We start from the raw sequence: 17,676 nt of genomic DNA, 5'->3' as shown, positions 1-17,676 counted from the left end.
TGGGCACCGCCTGAACGACGAAGACCGATATTCTTCCCCCAGCACCACGCGACCTATGTACTGTGCGCCGCTCGGCCCCGGCCGCCCGGCCCGATCCCCGCAGATTCTTGAAGAGGACTCATGGCGAACAAGACCGACCCCAACGACTTCCGGGCGCAAGCCCGCCAGATCGCGGATAGGCATGCCAGATCGGATGCCCGGCAGCGCAAGCTGCTCATCGGCGGCATCGCCCTGCTGGTGGTCATCGTCCTGGTGATCGCCCTTCTGGTGGTCTGGCAGGTGCGATCCCAGCGCGTGGCGGACTCCGGCCCCGTCCCCTCGAGCTCCAACCAGTACGGCGGCATCGTGATGACCGCTGACGGCATCGAGAAGGACACTTCCGACGTCCAGGAGGTGGATGTCACCAGCGTGCCGTCGGCACCCGAGACCCCGCCGGCCGAACCCGACGCCGATGGTGTCGTGGAGCCGGGCACCGCCGCCGACTCCGGCGATCCGGTGCAGATCGTGGTGTGGCAGGACTTCGACTGCGTGCACTGCGCGGACTTCGAGCACCAGTACGGGGACGAGATCACGGACCTGGTCGACTCCGGTGACGCCACGATCGAGTATCGGACCGTGAACTTCCTGGACAACGCCACCAACTACTCGTCGCGGGCGGCCAACGCGTTCTACGCCGTCGCGGATCAGGCGGGCGTCCAGGAGGCCATGGACTTCCAGCTCGAGCTGTTCGAGCACCAGGGCACCGGGGGCCTGGACGACCAGCAGATCGTCGACATCGCCAGCAACCACGGTGCCGACATCTCCGAGGCCGTGGACTCCGGGGAATGGCGGACCATGGTCAACTACACCACCGCGTTGTCGCAGGCCAACGGGATCGGCGGCACCCCGACCGTGATGATCGACGGCACCGTGTGGGATCAGGAGCAGGGCATCAAGGACGCCGTCGAAGCCGCCCAGGACGGCGAAGGCTGATCCGGCGATGGCGCTGCCGGGCGGACCGCTCCGCCGGCAGCGCCATCGGACGTCCCGCGGATGTGAACCCCGGTAGCCCAGCGGCTATCATGGGCGGGTTCCATATGCGGGACACGCCTCCTTAGCTCAGTTGGTAGAGCAGCTGCCTTGTAAACAGCAGGTCATCGGTTCGAATCCGGTAGGGGGCTCCAGGAACTCCGGAGAAGCCGCCGGAGGCATGACCGGCGAGAAGGCACGGGAAAGGCCGGACCCACGATGGTGGGTCCGGCCTTTTCTTGCCCTCATGGTGCGGCTCTGGCCCCGGCCAGGGCCGGCCGGGGGCGGCGGCTCACTCCTCGGTGATGACCACTTCCGCGGCCTCACGCCGGCCGTAGGTCCACAGCAGGAGCTCCGACGGGTTGCCGCGCACCAGCTTCACGCGCTTGGACCTGCCCTTGCCGCCGCTGATGGATCCGTATCCGGAGGCCACCAGCAGAATCGAATCCTCCTCGTTGCGCAGCAGGGGCTTGCCCAGCAGCTGCAAAGCGCTCCAGAGGTCCTTCTCTTCATCGTGCAGGAGCTGCCGCCGGTGCCACGTCTCCTGGGCCCGGCGGACGTCCTCGTGGTGGACGAAGAACTCCGCGGTGTTCATCCTCTTGTCCACGGGGCCTACGCGGGCAGGGGAGAGCAGTGCCGGCTTCTCGACCTTGGCCACGAGCTCGTTCCACGGCAGGGCGTACAGGGCGCTGTCGCCGGCCTCCGCCCGCTTGCCCAGGAACGGCAGCTTGGGAACCTTCTTGCCCACGACGATGTCCGGCCGCGAGTCGCGTTCCACGAGATGAACGGCCAGATCATGGGTGTTCCAGCCCTCGCAGTGGGTAGGGGCATCCGGGCCCACCCGCCGCAACAGGGCGGCCAGATGGCGGCGTTCAACGACGGCGAAATTGGTCACGGTTACTCCTCTGCCCGATCAGGGCCGATAGGGGTAGCCAGGACGCGCCGGGGCGTCGTGCCTGGCTCGTGGTCTCCACGTTAGCCCCATCGCCGGATGGACACTAGCCGCGCCCTGTTCGGGGCCGTCCCTAGACCTTGCCCTCCTGGAACTGACTGCGATAGAGATCCCAGTAGGCTCCGCGCTGCTCCAGCAGGGTCTCGTGGTCGCCCTGCTCCACGATGCGGCCCTCGTTCATCACCAGGATCGTGTCCGCATCCCGGATGGTGGACAGTCGGTGGGCGATGACGAACGACGTCCGGCCTTCGCGCAGCGCCGCCATCGCCTTCTGCACGGCGACCTCGGTCCGGGTGTCCACGGAGGACGTGGCCTCGTCCAGGATCAGCAGGGCCGGGGCCGCCAGGAAGGCCCGGGCGATGGTGATGAGCTGGCGCTCGCCCGCGGAGATGTTCCCGCCGTCGTCCTCGATGACCGTCTCGTAGCCGTCCGGCAGGGACCTCACGAAACGATCCACAGAGGTGGCGACGGCGGCGGCCTCGATCTCCTCGTCCGTCGCGTCCAGCCGCCCGTAGCGGATGTTCTCCCGGATGGTGCCCTCGAAGAGCCAGGCGTCCTGGAGCACCATGCCCACGCGGGAGCGCAGCTGCCCGCGGGTCATGGCGGTGATGTCCGTGCCGTCCAGGGTGATCCGGCCGGCGTCGAGCTCGTAGAAGCGCATCACCAGGTTCACCAGCGTGGTCTTGCCGGCGCCCGTGGGCCCGACGATGGCCACCGTGTGGCCCGGGTGCGCCTCGAAGGAGAGTTCCTCGATCAGCGGCACCCCGGGGGTGTAGGAGAAGCTGACGTCCTCGAAGCGCACGCGGCCCTCCGTCTCCGCCGGAAGCTGTGCCACCGCGGGGTCGGGCTCCTGCTCGTCGGCGTCCAGCAGCTCGAAGACCCGTTCGGCGGAGGCCACGCCGGACTGCAGCTGGGTGGCCATCCCCGCCACCTGGGACAGGGGCTGGGTGAACTCGCGCGAGTACTGGATGAAAGCCGTCGCCGCCCCGAGGGTCATCTGGCCGGAGATCACGCGCAGTCCGCCGACGACGGCGATCCCCACGTAGGACAACCAGCTGACGAACTGCATGATCGGCATGATGGTGCCGGAGACGAACTGCGCCTTGAAGGATGCCTCGTACAGGTGGTCGTTGCGCTCGTCGAATGCGTCGGCCATGGACTCCTCCCGGCCGAAGATGGTCACCAGACGGTGCCCGGAGAAGTCCTCCTCGATCTGGCCGTTCAGGGCCCCGGTGGCCGCCCACTGCCGCCCGAAGTGCTTCTGGGCCCGTGACCCCACCACGCCCGCGGCCACGGCGGAGAGGGGCAGCGCGATCAATGCGACCAGCGCGAGCTGCCACGAGAGGATGAACATCATGATCACGATGCCCAGCACCCTCATGGTCGACTCCAGGAGCGACGAGAAGGTCTGCTGCAACGTGGTCTGGACGTTGTCGACGTCGTTGGTCACGCGGGACATGACCTCACCGCGGCGACGGGTGTCGAAATAGCTCAACGGCAGGCGGTGCAGCTTGGTCTCCACGTTCTCGCGCAGGTCCCGGATGATCACCACGGAGATCTTGTTCAGCACCCATCCCTGGGCCCACTGCAGGATCGAGGCCCCCGCGTACATGGCCAGCACCAGGATGATGAGCATGCCGAGGCGATGGAAGTCGATGCCCTGGCCGGGCACCAGGTCCATGGCGGCGAAGACGTCCGCCAGGGAGTCGTTCCCCTCCGCGCGCAGGCCGCTCACCACGTCGGCCTGGGTGGAGTCCGTCGGCAGGTCCCGCTGGAGCACGCCGGCGAACACGACGTCGGTGGCCCGGCCGACGTATTGCGGCGCCAGGACGGCCAGGACCACCGAGACCGTGATGAATGTGGTCACCAGGATCATGCCGAACCTGTGCCCGGCGAAGAGCCCGGCCATCCGGCGGACCGTGGGCCAGAAGTGCTTGGCCTTCTTGCCCGGGGCCACGCCTTCGCCGAGGACCTCGATGTCGTCGTTGCCCTCGAACTCGCCGTCGGGCCCGTCCGGAAGCTCGCGGCGGTCGCCGGCCTCTGCCCCGGTGCTCTGGTCTGGGTGGCTCATGAGCGTGCCTCCGGTGATGGGGTGTTTCCGGCGCGGTCGGTTCCGTGCGCCGAGCTGGCCTCCAGGGGCGAGTCCTCGGGGTTGAGCTGGGACTGCACGATCTCGCGATAGGTGGACGAGCGCTCCAGCAGCTCGTGATGCGTGCCCCGTGCCTGGATCCGGCCGTGCTCGAGCACGAGGATCTGGTCCGCGTCCACCACGGTGGACACGCGCTGGGCCACGATGATCATGGTCGCCTCGGCGGTCACGGGCTTCAGCGCGGTGCGCAGCCGGGCGTCCGTGGCGACGTCCAGGGCCGAGAAGGAGTCGTCGAACAGGTAGACCAGCGGCTTGGCCACCAGGGCCCGGGCGATGCAGAGCCGCTGGCGCTGCCCGCCGGACACGGAGGTGCCGCCCTGGGAGATGTTGCTCTCCAGGGCCTCGGGCATGGCGCGCACGAAGTCCGCGGCCTGGGCGGTCTCGAGGGCGGCCCAGAGCTCGTCGTCGGTGGCCTCCGGATTGCCGAAACGGAGGTTGGAGGCGACCGTCCCGGAGAACAGGTACGGCTTCTGCGGCACTGCCGCCACCCGGCTCACGATCTGCTCGCGCTCCAGGTCGGTCAGGGCGACCCCGTCCAGGAGCACCTGACCCCCGGTGGGATCGTAGAGCCGGGGTACCAGGTTGAGCAGGGTGGACTTGCCGGATCCGGTGGAGCCGATGATCGCAGTGGTGGTGCCGGGGGAGGCCGTGAAGTCGATGCCGGCCAGGACGGGTTTCTCCGCCCCCGGGTAGCGGTAGCTCAGGTCCCGGAACTCCACGACGCCCCGTGCGTGCTCCGGGGTCACCGGAGCCGTGGGCTCGTGCAGGGTGGTCCGGGTCTTGAGGACCTCCCCGATGCGCTCGGCCGACACGATCGCCCGCGGGGCCATCATGAGCATGAACACGCCCATCATGACGGCCATCAGGATCTGCAGCAGGTACTGGATGAAAGCGGTCATCCCGCCGACCTCCAGCTGGCCGGCCTCGATGCGCTGGGCCCCGAACCAGACCACGGCCGCGGTGGCCAGGTGCAGGATCATCATGATCAGGGGGAACATCAGCACGAACAGCTCGCCGATGCGCAGCGAGATGCCGGCCAGGGCGTCGTTCGAGGTGGCGAAGCGCTTCTTCTCGTAGTCCTCCCGTACGAAGGCGCGGACGACGCGCAGGCCGACCACCTGCTCACGCAGCACCCCGTTGATGTCGTCGATCCGGGCCTGCATCTTGCGGAACATGGGCATCAGGCGCACTACGATCACGCCGATCAGCGCGGCCAGGAGGGGGACGGAGACCCATAGCAGCCAGGACAGTCCGGGGTCCTCCCGCACGGCCATGATGATGCCGCCGACGCTCATCAAGGGGGCGGCCACCATGAGGTTCAGGCCCATGAGGACCAGCATCTGCACCTGCTGGACGTCGTTGGTGCCGCGGGTGATCAGCGAGGGCGCCCCGAACTTCTCGACCTCGAGGTCGGAGAAGCCGGCCACCGAGCGCTGGACGGCGCGGCGGAGATCGCGGCCGGTGCCCATGGCGGCTCGTGCACCGCAGTAGACGGCGGAGATCGCGGCCATCGCCTGCAGCAGGGTGACACCGAGCATGAGCATGCCGGTGGTGGCGATGACCTCCGTGTTCCCGCGGGCGATGCCCTGGTCGATGATCCGGGCGTTGAGCGCGGGCAGCACCAGGATGGCCAACGACGCGACGAGCTGCAGGGCCACGACGGCGACGACCCACGGCAGGTACCTGCCGGTATAGGTGCGGATGAGGCGTAGCAGCACAACTGACTCCGGAATTCTGGGAACGACGCTCACGGTATGGCGACGAGCGGACAGAACCTGACCGCAAGTGACAACAAGTGGAGGAGAGTCGCTGACTGCGCAGGTGATATTGGAAGATGCTTGAAGCGGTAGAACTCTACGCCTTGAGCGGTACGAGTGCATTGCAGGCTGTCGGTACCCGCCCAGGGGCCCGGTGGCGGCAGAATGAGAGGATGCCGGAACAGGAGAGGGGCTCAATGTTTGCCGAGGAACGTCAGGCGGAGATCGCGCGGCTCGTGGGAGCAACCCGCCGGGTCAGCGGTGCGGATCTGGCGCGGCGTTTCGCGGTGACGATGGAGACCATCAGGCGCGATCTGGCCGCCCTGGAATCCGAAGGCGTCCTGCGCCGTGTTCACGGCGGCGCGGTGTCCCTGGCGCGCACGGACTCGGTCGAGCAGTCGCTGGACACCCGGGAGACGCTCAAGACCCCCGCCAAGCGGCGCATCGCCGCGGCGGCGCTGGAGTACCTCGAGTTCATGGAGGCGACGAGCGTCGCGCTCGACGCCGGGTCCACCGTCGAGACCCTGGCCGACGCCCTGGCCAGTCGGCAGGCGAATCCAGCGGACCAGCAGCTCCTGGTGATGACCCACGCCCTGCACGTCGCGGGTCGTCTGGCGGACCAGCCGGAGATCCTGCTCGAACTGGTGGGCGGTCGTGTGCGCACCCTGACCTGGGCCGCCTCCGGAGTGTTCACGGCCGAGCAGTACTCCCGCTACCGTTGCGACATCGCCTTCCTGGGCTGCAACGGCGTGGCGGCGGGCTTCGGTTTCTCCACGCCCGAGCTTCCGGAGGCGGCTGTGAAAACGGCGATCGTCAACTCGGCCCGCAAGGTGGTGGTGCTCTGCGACGCCGAGAAGCACGATCACGAGAACTTCGCCCGCTTCGCCACCTTCGCCCAGGTGGATGTGCTGATCACCGACGCAGCCCCGGCGGGGCGCCTTGCGAGGGCGCTGGAGGACGGCGGGGTCGAGGTGATCGTCGCATGATCAGAGCGGCGTTCCGCGACCGCCGGGGAAGCATGCGACCCGGTACGGTTACGCACAGAGAAGCTGTCTATCCACGAGGTGAGATCTTCGATGCCACTGCCCAGAATCCCGCGCGTCCTGCCGGGCAGCCGTCACCCCCTGGGCCGGAACACCCCGGGGCGCTCCGGCCCCATGACGGCCACGGCGCGCGTGGTCGAGGCCTCGGCCGGGGAGTGGACGGATCGCCTGATCGGCAACCCCGACGGCGGGAACGTGTTCCAGGGGCCGGCGTTCGCCGAGCACAAGGGCGCATTCGGGTGGGACCCGTTGTTCGTCGTCGTCGACACCCCACGGGGCGAGGTCGCCGTGACCGTGCTGAGCAGGACCGTCCCCGGGGTCGGTGCCGTCTGGTATGCGCCCAAGGGGCCTGGCACCACATCGGTGGCCGACACGGTCGACGTGGCCCATGCGATCGGTGAGCTGGCCTCCCGTCACGGGGCGTTCCTGCTCAAGGTCGAGCCGGAGATCGAGGACACCGTGGCCAACCGCGCTGCGCTGACCCACGCGGGGCTCGAGGAGACCTGGAACGTGCAGCCCAACGGCTCCACCGTGATCCTGGACATCACCGAGGACCTCGACACGATCGAGGCGGGCTTCAGCCGGGGGACCCGCTACAACATCCGCAGGGCGCGGAAGGGCGGGGCCGTGGCCAAGGTGGTCCCGGTCGACGAGGAGAACTGCGAGATCTTCCTCGACCTCTTCGCCCAGACCGCCGAAGGGCGGTTCAGCCTGCGCAACCGCGAGTACTACAAATCCATGTGGAAGCGCCATGCCGAGGCCGGGCAGGGATGCTTCGTCTTCGGCTACGCCCCCGAGGCCGGCGCTGAGGCCCCCTCTGGAACTACCCCCGCCCCCGGCGACGACGGTTCCTCGTGGAAGGTGGTGTGCTGCGACTTCGTGATGCTGCTGGGGCATAAGGGCTCCCGCAAGGACGCCGCGTCCCTGCGCAAGCAGCCCGTCCGCGGGGTACCGGCCCTGTCGGTCGTGGAATCCATCCGCTGGCTCAAGGAGCACGGCGCCACCGAGTACGACCTGTGCTCCTCGCCTCCTTCGGACCGGCTGAAGGACACCGACCACCCGTTGTACGGTGTGGGGCAGTTCAAGACCGGTTTCAACGACCACGTCACGGACTTCGTGGGCTGCTGGGACCTCCCGCTGAACAGGCTGAAATACAAGGCCTGGACCGCGGGCGGCGAAGGCGCGCTCTTGCGCGTGCACCTCAAGCGCCACGGCGAGAACTGGTACTGAGATCACCGCACTCCGGTGCGGGCCCGGCCCATCCGATCCAACCTTTCCGAGAATCCGAGAGAGAAGACTTTGCGAGAGTTCACAGCGCGCTTTGCGACGACGCAGGAAGTCGCAGACTGGGATACACACGTCATCGCGAACCCGCGCGGTGGGGACATGCTGCAGTCGGCGTCCTTCGCCGATGTCAAGAAGCACCACGGCTGGCGGCCGGTCCACCTGGTGCATGAGCCCGCGGACGGTTCTCAGGCCGTCTACAGCCTGGTCCTGGAGAAGTCGGTGCCGGCCCTGGGCCGGGTCTGGTACGTGGTGAAGGGGCCGTCCGTGGAGACGGTCAACGACATGGTGGGTTTCGCCCGGGCCATGGAGTCCTTCGTCCGGGACAACGCCAGGAACGTCTTCCTGGTCAAGTACGAGCCCGTCTTCGAAGCCTCCGAGGAGGCCCGGCAGACGTTCGAGGCGGCGGGGCTGGTCCAGTCCTCCATCATCCAGCCGAACGACCACACCGCGCTGCTGGACACCGATCGCGATTCCGAGGCCATCCTCAAGGGGATGCAGAGCAACGGGCGGAACAAGCTGCGCCGCGCCATCCGCGACGAGGCCCGCGTGGAACGAGTGCCGGTCGACGAGGAGGGCATGAAGACCATGTACTCCCTCATGCACACCGTGCGCCAGGGCCAGGCCAACATCACCCTGCGTCCTTACGAATACTACCGCCGGTTCTGGTCCAACTTCGCCCAGGCGGGGCAGGGACGGCTGTACTTCGCCTACGAGGACGGCGAGGCCTCCGTCGGCGCCTTCGTGGTGAACTACGGCAAGCACGGCACGTACAAGGACGGCGGCTCCAAGCCCCGGCGCAAGCAGCCGGGCGACGCCCACCTGGTGCAGTGGACGGCGATCAACGACCTCAAGAACGACTACGGGATCACCGACTACGACCTGTGCGGCACCCCTCCGGCGGATCAGCTCAAGGACAAGGAGCATCCCTTCCACGGGATGGGGATGTTCAAGACCTCCTTCACCAGGAGCGCGATCGACTACGTGGGTGTCTGGGACCAGGAGATCAGCTCGGCGAAGGTCGCGATCTGGAACCGCGCCGCCGAGAAGGTCATGCGCCAGCTCTGGGTGCGTTCCCGCAACGAGCCGTTCTACTGAGCGGGCGCTCGCCCGTCCAGGCGCCGGAAGGTCAGGAACCGCACTGCGTCGGCCAAGGCCGGGCAGAGGCGTTCCCCAGGCGCATGAGCTTCGATGGTGAACTCGGACCTGCGGAAGGAACAGACGTGTTGGTAGTAGAGGTGCGGGTATGAGCCGGGGGCCCACGGAGGCGTCCGGCGGGTTGCAAGCGGTCGCGCGGTCCTTGGACGGCGACCGGCGCTACCCGGTCTCAGGGTGGACCGATCCCGAGCCCGCCTCCCTGCAGCCCTTCGGGCCGGACGCCGATCTGCAGCTGGATGACCGTCTGACCGGGGGGCTGCTCACCCGGCCCGTGCCCACGGAGGCACAGGCGGAACGAGCCCGTGCCCGCCACGACGGCACCCGCACCGAGGTGCTCGCGGCGGCTGCCAATCCCATGAGGGTCCTGACCCCGGAGGAGATCGAACGCGACCGCCTGCGCCGGAAGTCCCCGTCCCAGACGAGGCCGGCGACGGCGGTCGGACGGCGCCGGGCCGCCACCACCACGAGTTCGGTGGTCAGACCCGACACGTCGGCCATGAAGTCGGCTCCGCGCGATCAGAGCTCGTCCACGACGATCCTGCCGGCCGCCTACCCCGCATCGGCGTCGACGAACACCACCTCCCAGCCGCGGTCCAAGCGGGTGCTGCGCTCGCTGATGAAACGCGACACCGGGATGACCGCGCCCATGGCGCTGGTGGACCGGCTCGCGGCCAGCCCCTTCGCGCACCTGCGGCGCCACGCCGACGCCGGGGAGAAGGAGGCCCGGCGGACGCTGAACTTCACCCTCCGCCTGGCCGAGACCATGTTCCACTACGGCGCCGACGCCCTTGAGGTGGAGAACGCGATCGTCGCGGTGTGCGCCACCTACGGGGTCGAGAACATCGAGGTGGACATCACCAACCAGGCGGTGATGATCAACTACGTCCCGGAGACCACGGATACCGCGTCCCGTACGCGGGAGGACATCTTCAGCGACAACAACATGACCAGCCACACCGTGATGCGGGTCGTGCGGTCCTGGACCGACAACTACGCCGGGCTCGCGGACACCCACCAGCTGGTCACGGAGATCATCGAAGGGGACATGTCGCGGGGGGAGGCCAGCTCCCGGCTCCGGGCGATCAACGCGCGGCCCAAGACCTTCCCCAACTGGGTGGTCACCGTGTGCATGATGACTGCGGCGTTCACGATCACCCTGGGCATCGGGGGAGGGGCGGTCGGAGCGGGCATCTCCGCCCTGTCCGGGTTCCTGGTGGCCAGGATCGGGATGTGGATGGGCAAGCGCCGCTACCCGGAGTTCTTCGTCATGGTCGTCTCCAGCTTCGTGATCACGATCCTGGCGATGGCGTTCTACTGGGTCGACTTCGAGATATCCCCTCCGCGCGTGATCGCGGCGGGCCTGATCATGCTCATGCCGACCACGCGCTTCATGTCCACGATGCACGACGCCATCAGCGGGTTCCCCGTCACCGCCGCCGGACGCCTGGTCTCGACGGGGATGGCCTTCGCGGGCATCGTAGCGGGCATCTACGCGGGCATCGTGATGGCGCGGGCGGTCGGGATCACCGCGCTGGACCCGGCCCAGGTCCAGTTCGATCCGCCGGGTTTCCTGGTCAACACGATCTGCATGACCCTGGCAGCGGCCTTGATCGCCATCACCCTGCAGGCCTCGCTCAAGTTCCTGTTCCCGGCGAGCGTCTCGGCCTTCGGCGGCCTGGTGCTGTACCACGCAGCCGGGTACCTGGGGCTCGACGTCCGTCTCCAGGCGGTGTTCGGCGCTGTGACCGCAGGCTGTCTGGCGGCCCTGTACGCGGGCCGCATGCGCATCCCGTCCCTGGTGATCGCCGTTCCCGCCATGACCTTCCTCCTGCCCGGCCTGTCGATCTTCCGCGGCATGTACGCGGTGACGATCGAGGGTCAGACGACCGGAGACGGGGTGGTCTCGCTGGTGACCGCGATGACCACCATCCTGACCATGGCCGCCGGCCTGGTCCTGGGGCAGTACCTCACCCGCCCGCTCATGAAGCAGGAGTACCGGGTGGGCCTTGGCCGCAACCGGCGGCGCTGAGCCGACAGGCCGGGCGCACGGGCCGGACCAGTGCCCGAGCCCCCGGCCTGGTGCCGGAGGGCCGGGACTGCCCGATTCAGATCTGCCCGATAGGGGTGCGCTTCTCGGCCTGGAAGACCTCTTCCGTACGGCCCTGCGCCCAGTACCCGGAGATCGAGACCTGGTCCCGGCTCAGTTCGTGCTGGTCGAACAGCACGGGGCGCAGCATCTTGATCGTCTCGCGCTCGCCGTGGGCGAAGACCTGGAGACCTTCCGGCGACCCCGGCCACCCGGCCGTCTTGACGGCCTCGACGAGCGCCCGGGTGCCAGGGTCCTGGGTGCTGCGGTGGCACCAGCGGAGCGTCATTCCGGGAGGCACGGGAACCTCCTGCTCGTGCTCAGGGCCCTCGACCTCGAGGATCACCTCGCCGACGGCGTGGGCGGGCAGCGTCTCCAGGTTCGCGGCGATCGCCGGGATGGCGGTGTCGTCGCCCACGAACAGGCTCCACGCGGCGTCGTCGCGGGGGATCCAGCGCCCGCCGGGGCCCACGGCGACGATCGTGTCGCCCGGCTGGGCGTTCGCCGCCCAGGGGCCCGCGTAGCCGGTGTCCCCGTGGGTGGCGACGTCGATCCACACCTCCGCGCGATCGAGATCCACCTTGCGCAGGGTCATGTGCCGGGTGACGGGCTGCTGCTCGGGAGGCAGGCTCTCCTTGAGCTCCCAGTAGTCGGGATGCTCGCCGAGGCCGAGGGCGGGGTCGAAGAACACGAGCTTGACGTACTTCTCCGGGGCGGCGATGTCCTCGAAGGACTCCGGCTCACCGATGCCCGCCACCACGCGCACCATGGTCGGCGACAGCTCGAGCCGTTGCCGGACCGTCAGGTTGATCTGGGCCTTCCGGGGCCTGGCCGCCGCCGGCTTGCCGGCTGCGGTGTCGTTGGTCGGACTGACTGGGGAATTAGGCATTGTAGGTGTCACGTAATTCAGCCTACGCGCCAGTCCACCGGTTCGACACCCTGCTCCTCCAGCAGCTCGTTGACCCGCGAGAAGGGCCTCGACCCGAAGAAGCCCTTGGAGGCGGACAGGGGAGAGGGGTGCGCGGATTCGACCCGGGGAGCCCCGCCCAGCCACGGAGCGGTGGAACGGGCGGGCCGGCCCCACAGGAGGCCGACCAACGGCCGACCGCGGGTGGCCAGCGCCTTGATGGCGCATTCCGTCACGGTCTCCCAGCCCTTGCCGTGATGCGACGCGGGCGCGCCCTGGCGGACCGTCAGGCACCTGTTGAGCAGCATGACGCCCTGCCGGGTCCAGGCGCTGAGGTCGCCGTGGGAGGCCGGCGGGATCCCCAGGTCGTCCTGAAGCTCCTGGTAGATGTTCTGCAGCGAACGCGGGAGCGGGCGGACGTCGGGACGCACGGAGAAGGACAGGCCCATCGCATGCCCCGGCGTGGGATAGGGGTCCTGTCCCACCACCAGGACCTTGACCTCCGCCATCGGCTCCTGGAACGCGCGGAAGATCTCCGGCCCCGGAGGGAAGGTCCGGTACCCGGCGGCGTGCTCGGCGCGCAGGAAATCGCCGAGTTCGCGGATCACGCCCTCCACCGGCTGCAGGGCCTCCGCCCAGTCAGGGGCCATGATGTCTGCTAGCTCACCCTTGGTCATGGTGCCCACTCTACGGCGACCGTGCGGGTGCCCCCGGCCGGTGGCAGGCGGTGGCAGGCGGTACGGGGCGGCTGCTGCCCGCGACCCGGGCGATGTTGCCGGACCCCGGCGCCGTCGTCCTAGAGTGGCAGCATGAGCTACGACGCCGTCGAGACCACCTGGACGACCGAGACGACCTCCGCCGGACTGCCGATCGCGCTGGTGACCGGCGCGACGGGCGGTATAGGACGTGCCGTGGTGGAGGACCTGGCCCGGGACCACCGGGTGATCGCGGTGGGCCGGAACACGGGGAAGCTGCGGGAGCTGGCCGAGATCAGCTCGAACGTCCGGCCGGTGGAGGCCGACCTCCTGGATTTCGACGCCCTGCCCCGCCTCGTCGAAGGGCTGGAGGACCTGGACGTCCTGGTGCACGCCGCGGCGATCGCCGATCGGTTCCCCATCGCGGAGGCCACCCCGCAGGCCTGGCGGGCGCAGCTGGAGCTCAACGTCATGGTGCCCGCGGAGATCACCCGGGCCGCATTGCCCGCCCTGCGGGCAGTGCGGGGAACGGTGGTGCTGATCAACTCCGGGGCCGGTTTCACGGCCAGCGGCGGCAATGCGATCTACGCCGCCTCCAAATTCGCGTTGCGTGCTTTCGGCGACGCCCTGCGCCAAGAGGTCGAACCCGACGGCATCCGGGTCTCGTCCGTCCATCCAGGACCCACGGACACCGCGATGCTGCGGGGCATCCGCGAGTCGGCGGGCAAGGAGTACGCGGCGGAGGAGTACATCCAGCCCTCCTCGGTCGCGAGCGCCGTCCGTACGGTCGTGGACGCCACCGACGACGTCCAGCTCACCACCGTGTCCGTCCGCCCGCGGGCCGAGCAGAAGGGCTGAGCGAGATGACCGAGCAGCGGGGCGAACCCGAGGCGGAGGGGGAGCTCGTGGAGGGGGCGGAGGACCGCCCGGGCGCCGAGGCATCACCCGGCCTGGACGACATGGAACGGGCGATCCTCGACATGGAGTCCCGGCGTTTCAAGTACCAGGGTGCCAAGGAGCGCACGATCCGCAGCGAACTCGATATCCCCGTCACTGCCTACTACCAGCGGCTCAACGTCCTGATCGACACCCCGGCGGCCTGCGAGGCCGCCCCGGCCCTCATGCGCCGGCTCCGGGAGCAGCGGGACGTCGTCTCCGGGTAACGAGGCGGCACCGTCACGGCACGGGACTACGGCTGTACCCGCAGTCGGTGGGAGGATGGTGCTCATGAGTCCGTCCCATGAGCCCGACGACGTCGCCGACGAGACCCCGGACGCAGAGTCCGGGGGCACCCCGCCCTGGACCGCCGGGGACTGGTTCGACGACGTTCCCGAAGACGGCACGCGCGCGGGTGCCCACCGCGCCGCGGGTGCCTCCGCGCCGCATGCCACCAGGCAGATCCTGCCCGTGCTGCTGGCGGGAGCGGTCGCGCTGGCGATCGGTGCGGTGGCCTACGTGAGCGGCGACGCCACGGCCGAAGCCGGCCCGGCCGGGGCCACCGCGACCCCGTCGGCCAGCCAGACCTCCGCGTCGCCGCAGGCCACCGAGGAGACCGAGGCGGCCGTGGAGCCCGATGCGACCGTTCAGGTCGGCGTCTACAACGCGGCTCTGGTCGACGGCGCAGCGGGAACGGCGGCCGGGCAGCTCGGCGAGGCGGGCTGGACGGTCGCCTCGATCGACAACTGGGGCGTCGGCGTCAACGAGAGCGTCGTGTACTACGAGGACGAGCGGGAGCAGGCCGAGGCGCTGGCCGAGGAGCTCGGGATCGAGCAGGTGGTGGCCGAGGACGCCGTGTCGTACCCGATCGTCGTCGTCGTGGGCACGGACATCGCAGGCGGCCCCACGGCGGAGCCGGTGACCGTGGAGGAGGCGCCCGCGCCGGCGGCGGCCGCCGAGCAGGCTCCCGCAGAGGTGGCGCCGGTCGAGCCGCCCGTCCAGGACTACGTACCCCCGGCGGAGGATTACCTCCCGCCGGCCCCCGAAGAGGTCGTGCCGGGAGCGGGTGGGGCGGCATGGTGAGCGCATCAGGGAAGGGCGATGCAGCCGAGGTGCGGCGCACCGACGCCGGGCACGGCTGGCCCATCGAGGGCAGCCGGGTCAGGCTGCGGGACTGGACTCCCGGCGACCTGCCGCTGTACGAGTCGTGGATCATGCCGCCCGAACACGGCGGGGAGCACGAGTGGCAGCGCACGGACGGGCCCTTCTACCCGAACTTCACCGCGGAGGGGGCGCAGAACTGGCTCGGCAAGCTGCGGGCCGACGTGCAATCCGGCGACTGGCCCGTGCCGCGCCAGACCGCCGTCATCGCCGACGCGGCCGACGACAGCTTCATCGGCCAGGTCTCCTGGTATCACTGGGAACCGCCCTCGGAGGACGACGGGCAGGGCAGCCGCGTCATGGCGCTGCGCTCGCTGGGGGTCTCGATCTACCCGCCGCGGTACTGGTCCGGGGGCTACGGCACCGAGGCCCTGAAACTGTGGGTGGGCTACCTCTTCGACCACTCCGACTCCCACCGTCTCGACCTGGAGACCTGGAGCGGCAACGCGGGGATGTGCCGGGTGGCCGAGAAGCTCGGTTTCACGGAGGAGGCGCGGATCCGGCGGGCGCGGATGGTCCGCGGCGAGCTCTACGACCGCATGATCTACGGCATCCTGCGCGAGGAGTGGGAGCGGCAGCGCTGAGCCCGCGGTGAACACCCCGGGGCAACGGCGCGGATAGTTTGCACTCACCTGGGCAGAGTGCCAATAATGTCTGTTAGCACTCAGTCGAGTGGACTGCTAAGTGGCCATGCTGCGGCCGCGGAGCGGGCCCCCGGCACGGTGAGTGAACTCAGCTGCATCCGGTGAGAGGCAAGGCTGCGCGGGCCATCCCGTGCGCGTGCCTCGTCCGTCGCGGGCATCGGGTGCAGCGCCCAGTCTGTTGACCGTCCAGGAGGGACGAAACACATGGCAAAGTTGATCGCATTCGATGAAGAGGCCCGTCGCGGCCTCGAGCGCGGCCTGAACACCCTGGCCGACGCCGTCAAGGTCACCCTCGGCCCGCGCGGCCGCAACGTCGTGCTGGAGAAGTCGTGGGGCGCTCCCACCATCACCAACGACGGCGTCTCCATCGCCAAGGAGATCGAGCTCGAGGACCCGTACGAGAAGATCGGCGCCGAGCTCGTCAAGGAGGTCGCCAAGAAGACTGACGACGTCGCCGGTGACGGTACGACCACCGCGACCGTCCTGGCCCAGGCACTGGTCCGCGAGGGCCTGCGCAACGTGGCCGCCGGCGCCGACCCGCTGTCGCTCAAGCGCGGCATCGAGAAGGCCGTCGCCGCGGTGACCGAGGAGCTGCTCGCCTCCGCCAAGGAGGTCGAGACCGAGGACGAGATCGCCGCCACCGCTTCGATCTCCGCCGCCGATCCGGAGATCGGCCGCCTGATCGCCGAGGCCATGGAGAAGGTCGGCAAGGAAGGCGTCATCACCGTCGAGGAGTCCAACACCTTCGGGCTGGACCTCGAGCTGACCGAGGGCATGCGCTTCGACAAGGGCTACCTGTCCGGCTACTTCGTCACCGACGCGGACCGTCAGGAAGTCGTGCTCGAGGACCCCTACGTCCTGATCGTCAACTCGAAGGTCTCCGCCGTCAAGGACCTGGTCCCCGTGCTGGAGAAGGTCATGCAGGCCGGCAAGCCGCTGCTGATCATCGCCGAGGACGTCGAGGGCGAGGCGCTGGCCATGCTGGTGCTCAACAAGATCCGCGGCGCCGTGAAGTCCGTGGCCGTCAAGGCTCCCGGCTTCGGCGACCGCCGTAAGGCCCAGCTGGCCGACATCGCCATCCTGACCGGTGGCCAGGTCATCACCGAGGAGGTCGGCCTCTCCCTGGAGACCGCCACCCTGGACGAGCTGGGCACCGCCCGCAAGGTCGTCGTGACCAAGGACGAGACCACGATCGTCGACGGCGGCGGCTCGGCCGAGGAGATCGAGGGTCGCGTGGCCCAGATCCGCGCCGAGATCGAGAACTCCGACTCGGACTACGACCGCGAGAAGCTGCAGGAGCGCCTGGCCAAGCTGGCCGGCGGCGTGGCCGTCCTCCGGGCCGGTGCCGCGACCGAGGTCGAGCTCAAGGAGCGCAAGCACCGCATCGAGGATGCCGTGCGCAACGCCAAGGCCGCCGTGGAGGAGGGCATCGTCGCCGGTGGTGGCGTGGCCCTGATCCAGGCCGGCAAGACCGCCTTCGAGAAGCTGGAGCTCTCCGGCGACGAGGCCACCGGCGCCAACATCGTCAAGGTCGCCGTCGACGCGCCGCTCAAGCAGATCGCGCTGAACGCGGGCCTCGAGCCGGGCGTCGTCGTGGACAAGGTCCGCGGCCTCGAGAAGGGCTTCGGCCTCAACGCCGCGACCGGTGAGTACGAGGACCTCATGGCCGCGGGCATCAACGACCCGGTCAAGGTGACCCGTTCGGCGCTGCAGAACGCCGGCTCGATCGCCGGTCTGTTCCTGACCACCGAGGCCGTCGTGGCCGACAAGCCCGAGCCCGCGGCCGCCGGTGGCGGCGGCGAGGATCCCATGGGTGGCATGGGCGGCATGATGTGATCCAGCCGCTCGGCTGATCATCGCCGCTCGACCGGCACCGCCCGGTCCGAGCATGCGCGA

At 69.2% G+C, this 17,676-nt stretch carries 15 protein-coding genes and 1 tRNA gene; 11 read left to right on the top strand and 5 right to left on the bottom strand.

The window, feature by feature from the left end:
- The first annotated feature begins 120 nt into the window (after nucleotides 1–120).
- Together FCK90_RS06085 and FCK90_RS06080 are read left to right on the top strand one after the other, a co-directional pair.
- Nucleotides 121–972 carry a DsbA family protein gene (locus FCK90_RS06085; RefSeq protein ID WP_158033404.1) on the top strand — a complete coding sequence of 284 codons (852 nt, stop codon included), beginning with the start codon at nucleotides 121–123 and terminating at the stop codon, nucleotides 970–972.
- Nucleotides 973–1,087: 115 nt separating this feature from the next.
- Nucleotides 1,088–1,163 (top strand) — tRNA-Thr (locus FCK90_RS06080).
- Between the two features lie 137 nt (nucleotides 1,164–1,300).
- On the opposite strand, the gene FCK90_RS06075 is transcribed toward FCK90_RS06080, so the two are convergent.
- The 3 genes from FCK90_RS06075 to FCK90_RS06065 form a co-directional block, all read right to left on the bottom strand.
- Nucleotides 1,301–1,903 (bottom strand): TIGR03085 family metal-binding protein, encoded by a 603-nt coding sequence (locus tag FCK90_RS06075; RefSeq protein ID WP_158033403.1) that lies wholly within the window; start codon nucleotides 1,901–1,903, stop codon nucleotides 1,301–1,303.
- Between the two features lie 130 nt (nucleotides 1,904–2,033).
- Entirely contained in the window at nucleotides 2,034–4,031 is a 1,998-nt protein-coding gene (locus tag FCK90_RS06070; protein WP_158033402.1) for an ABC transporter ATP-binding protein, read from the bottom strand.
- Nucleotides 4,028–5,827, bottom strand: a complete 1,800-nt coding sequence (locus tag FCK90_RS06065) for an ABC transporter ATP-binding protein (protein WP_158033401.1) — start codon at nucleotides 5,825–5,827, stop codon at nucleotides 4,028–4,030. Before FCK90_RS06065 ends, FCK90_RS06070 begins: the two co-directional genes overlap by 4 nt.
- Nucleotides 5,828–6,063: 236 nt before the next feature.
- Here FCK90_RS06065 and FCK90_RS06060 point away from each other — a divergent pair, with 236 nt between their 5' ends.
- From FCK90_RS06060 to FCK90_RS06045, 4 genes are all read left to right on the top strand, one after another.
- Nucleotides 6,064–6,852, top strand: coding sequence for a DeoR/GlpR family DNA-binding transcription regulator (locus tag FCK90_RS06060; RefSeq protein ID WP_158033400.1), 789 nt, complete (start codon nucleotides 6,064–6,066; stop codon nucleotides 6,850–6,852).
- Nucleotides 6,853–6,942: 90 nt separating this feature from the next.
- Entirely contained in the window at nucleotides 6,943–8,139 is a 1,197-nt protein-coding gene (locus tag FCK90_RS06055) for a lipid II:glycine glycyltransferase FemX (RefSeq protein WP_158033399.1), read from the top strand.
- A 69-nt stretch (nucleotides 8,140–8,208) separates the two neighbouring features.
- The gene (locus FCK90_RS06050; protein ID WP_158033398.1) at nucleotides 8,209–9,291 is read left to right on the top strand and encodes a lipid II:glycine glycyltransferase FemX; all 1,083 of its coding nucleotides are present in this window, start codon (nucleotides 8,209–8,211) and stop codon (nucleotides 9,289–9,291) included.
- 148 nt (nucleotides 9,292–9,439) lie between these two features.
- Complete coding sequence (locus FCK90_RS06045) at nucleotides 9,440–11,380, top strand: threonine/serine exporter family protein (protein ID WP_158033397.1); 1,941 nt, start codon at nucleotides 9,440–9,442, stop codon at nucleotides 11,378–11,380.
- 76 nt (nucleotides 11,381–11,456) lie between these two features.
- On the opposite strand, the gene FCK90_RS06040 is transcribed toward FCK90_RS06045, so the two are convergent.
- On the bottom strand, nucleotides 11,457–12,326 hold the full coding sequence (locus FCK90_RS06040; RefSeq protein ID WP_158033396.1) for a siderophore-interacting protein: 870 nt from the start codon (nucleotides 12,324–12,326) through the stop codon (nucleotides 11,457–11,459).
- Nucleotides 12,327–12,343: 17 nt separating this feature from the next.
- Entirely contained in the window at nucleotides 12,344–13,021 is a 678-nt protein-coding gene (locus FCK90_RS06035) for a uracil-DNA glycosylase (RefSeq protein WP_158033395.1), read from the bottom strand.
- Between the two features lie 132 nt (nucleotides 13,022–13,153).
- Between FCK90_RS06035 and FCK90_RS06030 the strand changes: the two genes are divergently transcribed.
- The 5 genes from FCK90_RS06030 (at nucleotide 13,154) to groL (ending at nucleotide 17,616) form a co-directional block, all read left to right on the top strand.
- Entirely contained in the window at nucleotides 13,154–13,897 is a 744-nt protein-coding gene (locus tag FCK90_RS06030; protein WP_158033394.1) for an SDR family oxidoreductase, read from the top strand.
- A 5-nt stretch (nucleotides 13,898–13,902) separates the two neighbouring features.
- Complete coding sequence (locus FCK90_RS06025; protein WP_158033393.1) at nucleotides 13,903–14,202, top strand: DUF3263 domain-containing protein; 300 nt, start codon at nucleotides 13,903–13,905, stop codon at nucleotides 14,200–14,202.
- A gap of 64 nt (nucleotides 14,203–14,266) precedes the next feature.
- On the top strand, nucleotides 14,267–15,058 hold the full coding sequence (locus FCK90_RS06020) for a LytR C-terminal domain-containing protein (RefSeq protein WP_181954214.1): 792 nt from the start codon (nucleotides 14,267–14,269) through the stop codon (nucleotides 15,056–15,058).
- Complete coding sequence (locus FCK90_RS06015) at nucleotides 15,052–15,720, top strand: GNAT family N-acetyltransferase (RefSeq protein WP_158033391.1); 669 nt, start codon at nucleotides 15,052–15,054, stop codon at nucleotides 15,718–15,720. Before FCK90_RS06020 ends, FCK90_RS06015 begins: the two co-directional genes overlap by 7 nt.
- A 264-nt stretch (nucleotides 15,721–15,984) precedes the next feature.
- The gene (gene groL, locus FCK90_RS06010; RefSeq protein WP_158033390.1) at nucleotides 15,985–17,616 is read left to right on the top strand and encodes a chaperonin GroEL; all 1,632 of its coding nucleotides are present in this window, start codon (nucleotides 15,985–15,987) and stop codon (nucleotides 17,614–17,616) included.
- Nucleotides 17,617–17,676: the final 60 nt, after the last annotated feature.

The organism is Kocuria coralli (assembly GCF_008831305.1).
Taxonomy (GTDB): domain Bacteria; phylum Actinomycetota; class Actinomycetes; order Actinomycetales; family Micrococcaceae; genus Kocuria; species Kocuria coralli.
Note: the sequence above shows the minus strand (reverse complement) of the source record. Positions and strands in the feature narration are given on the sequence as shown.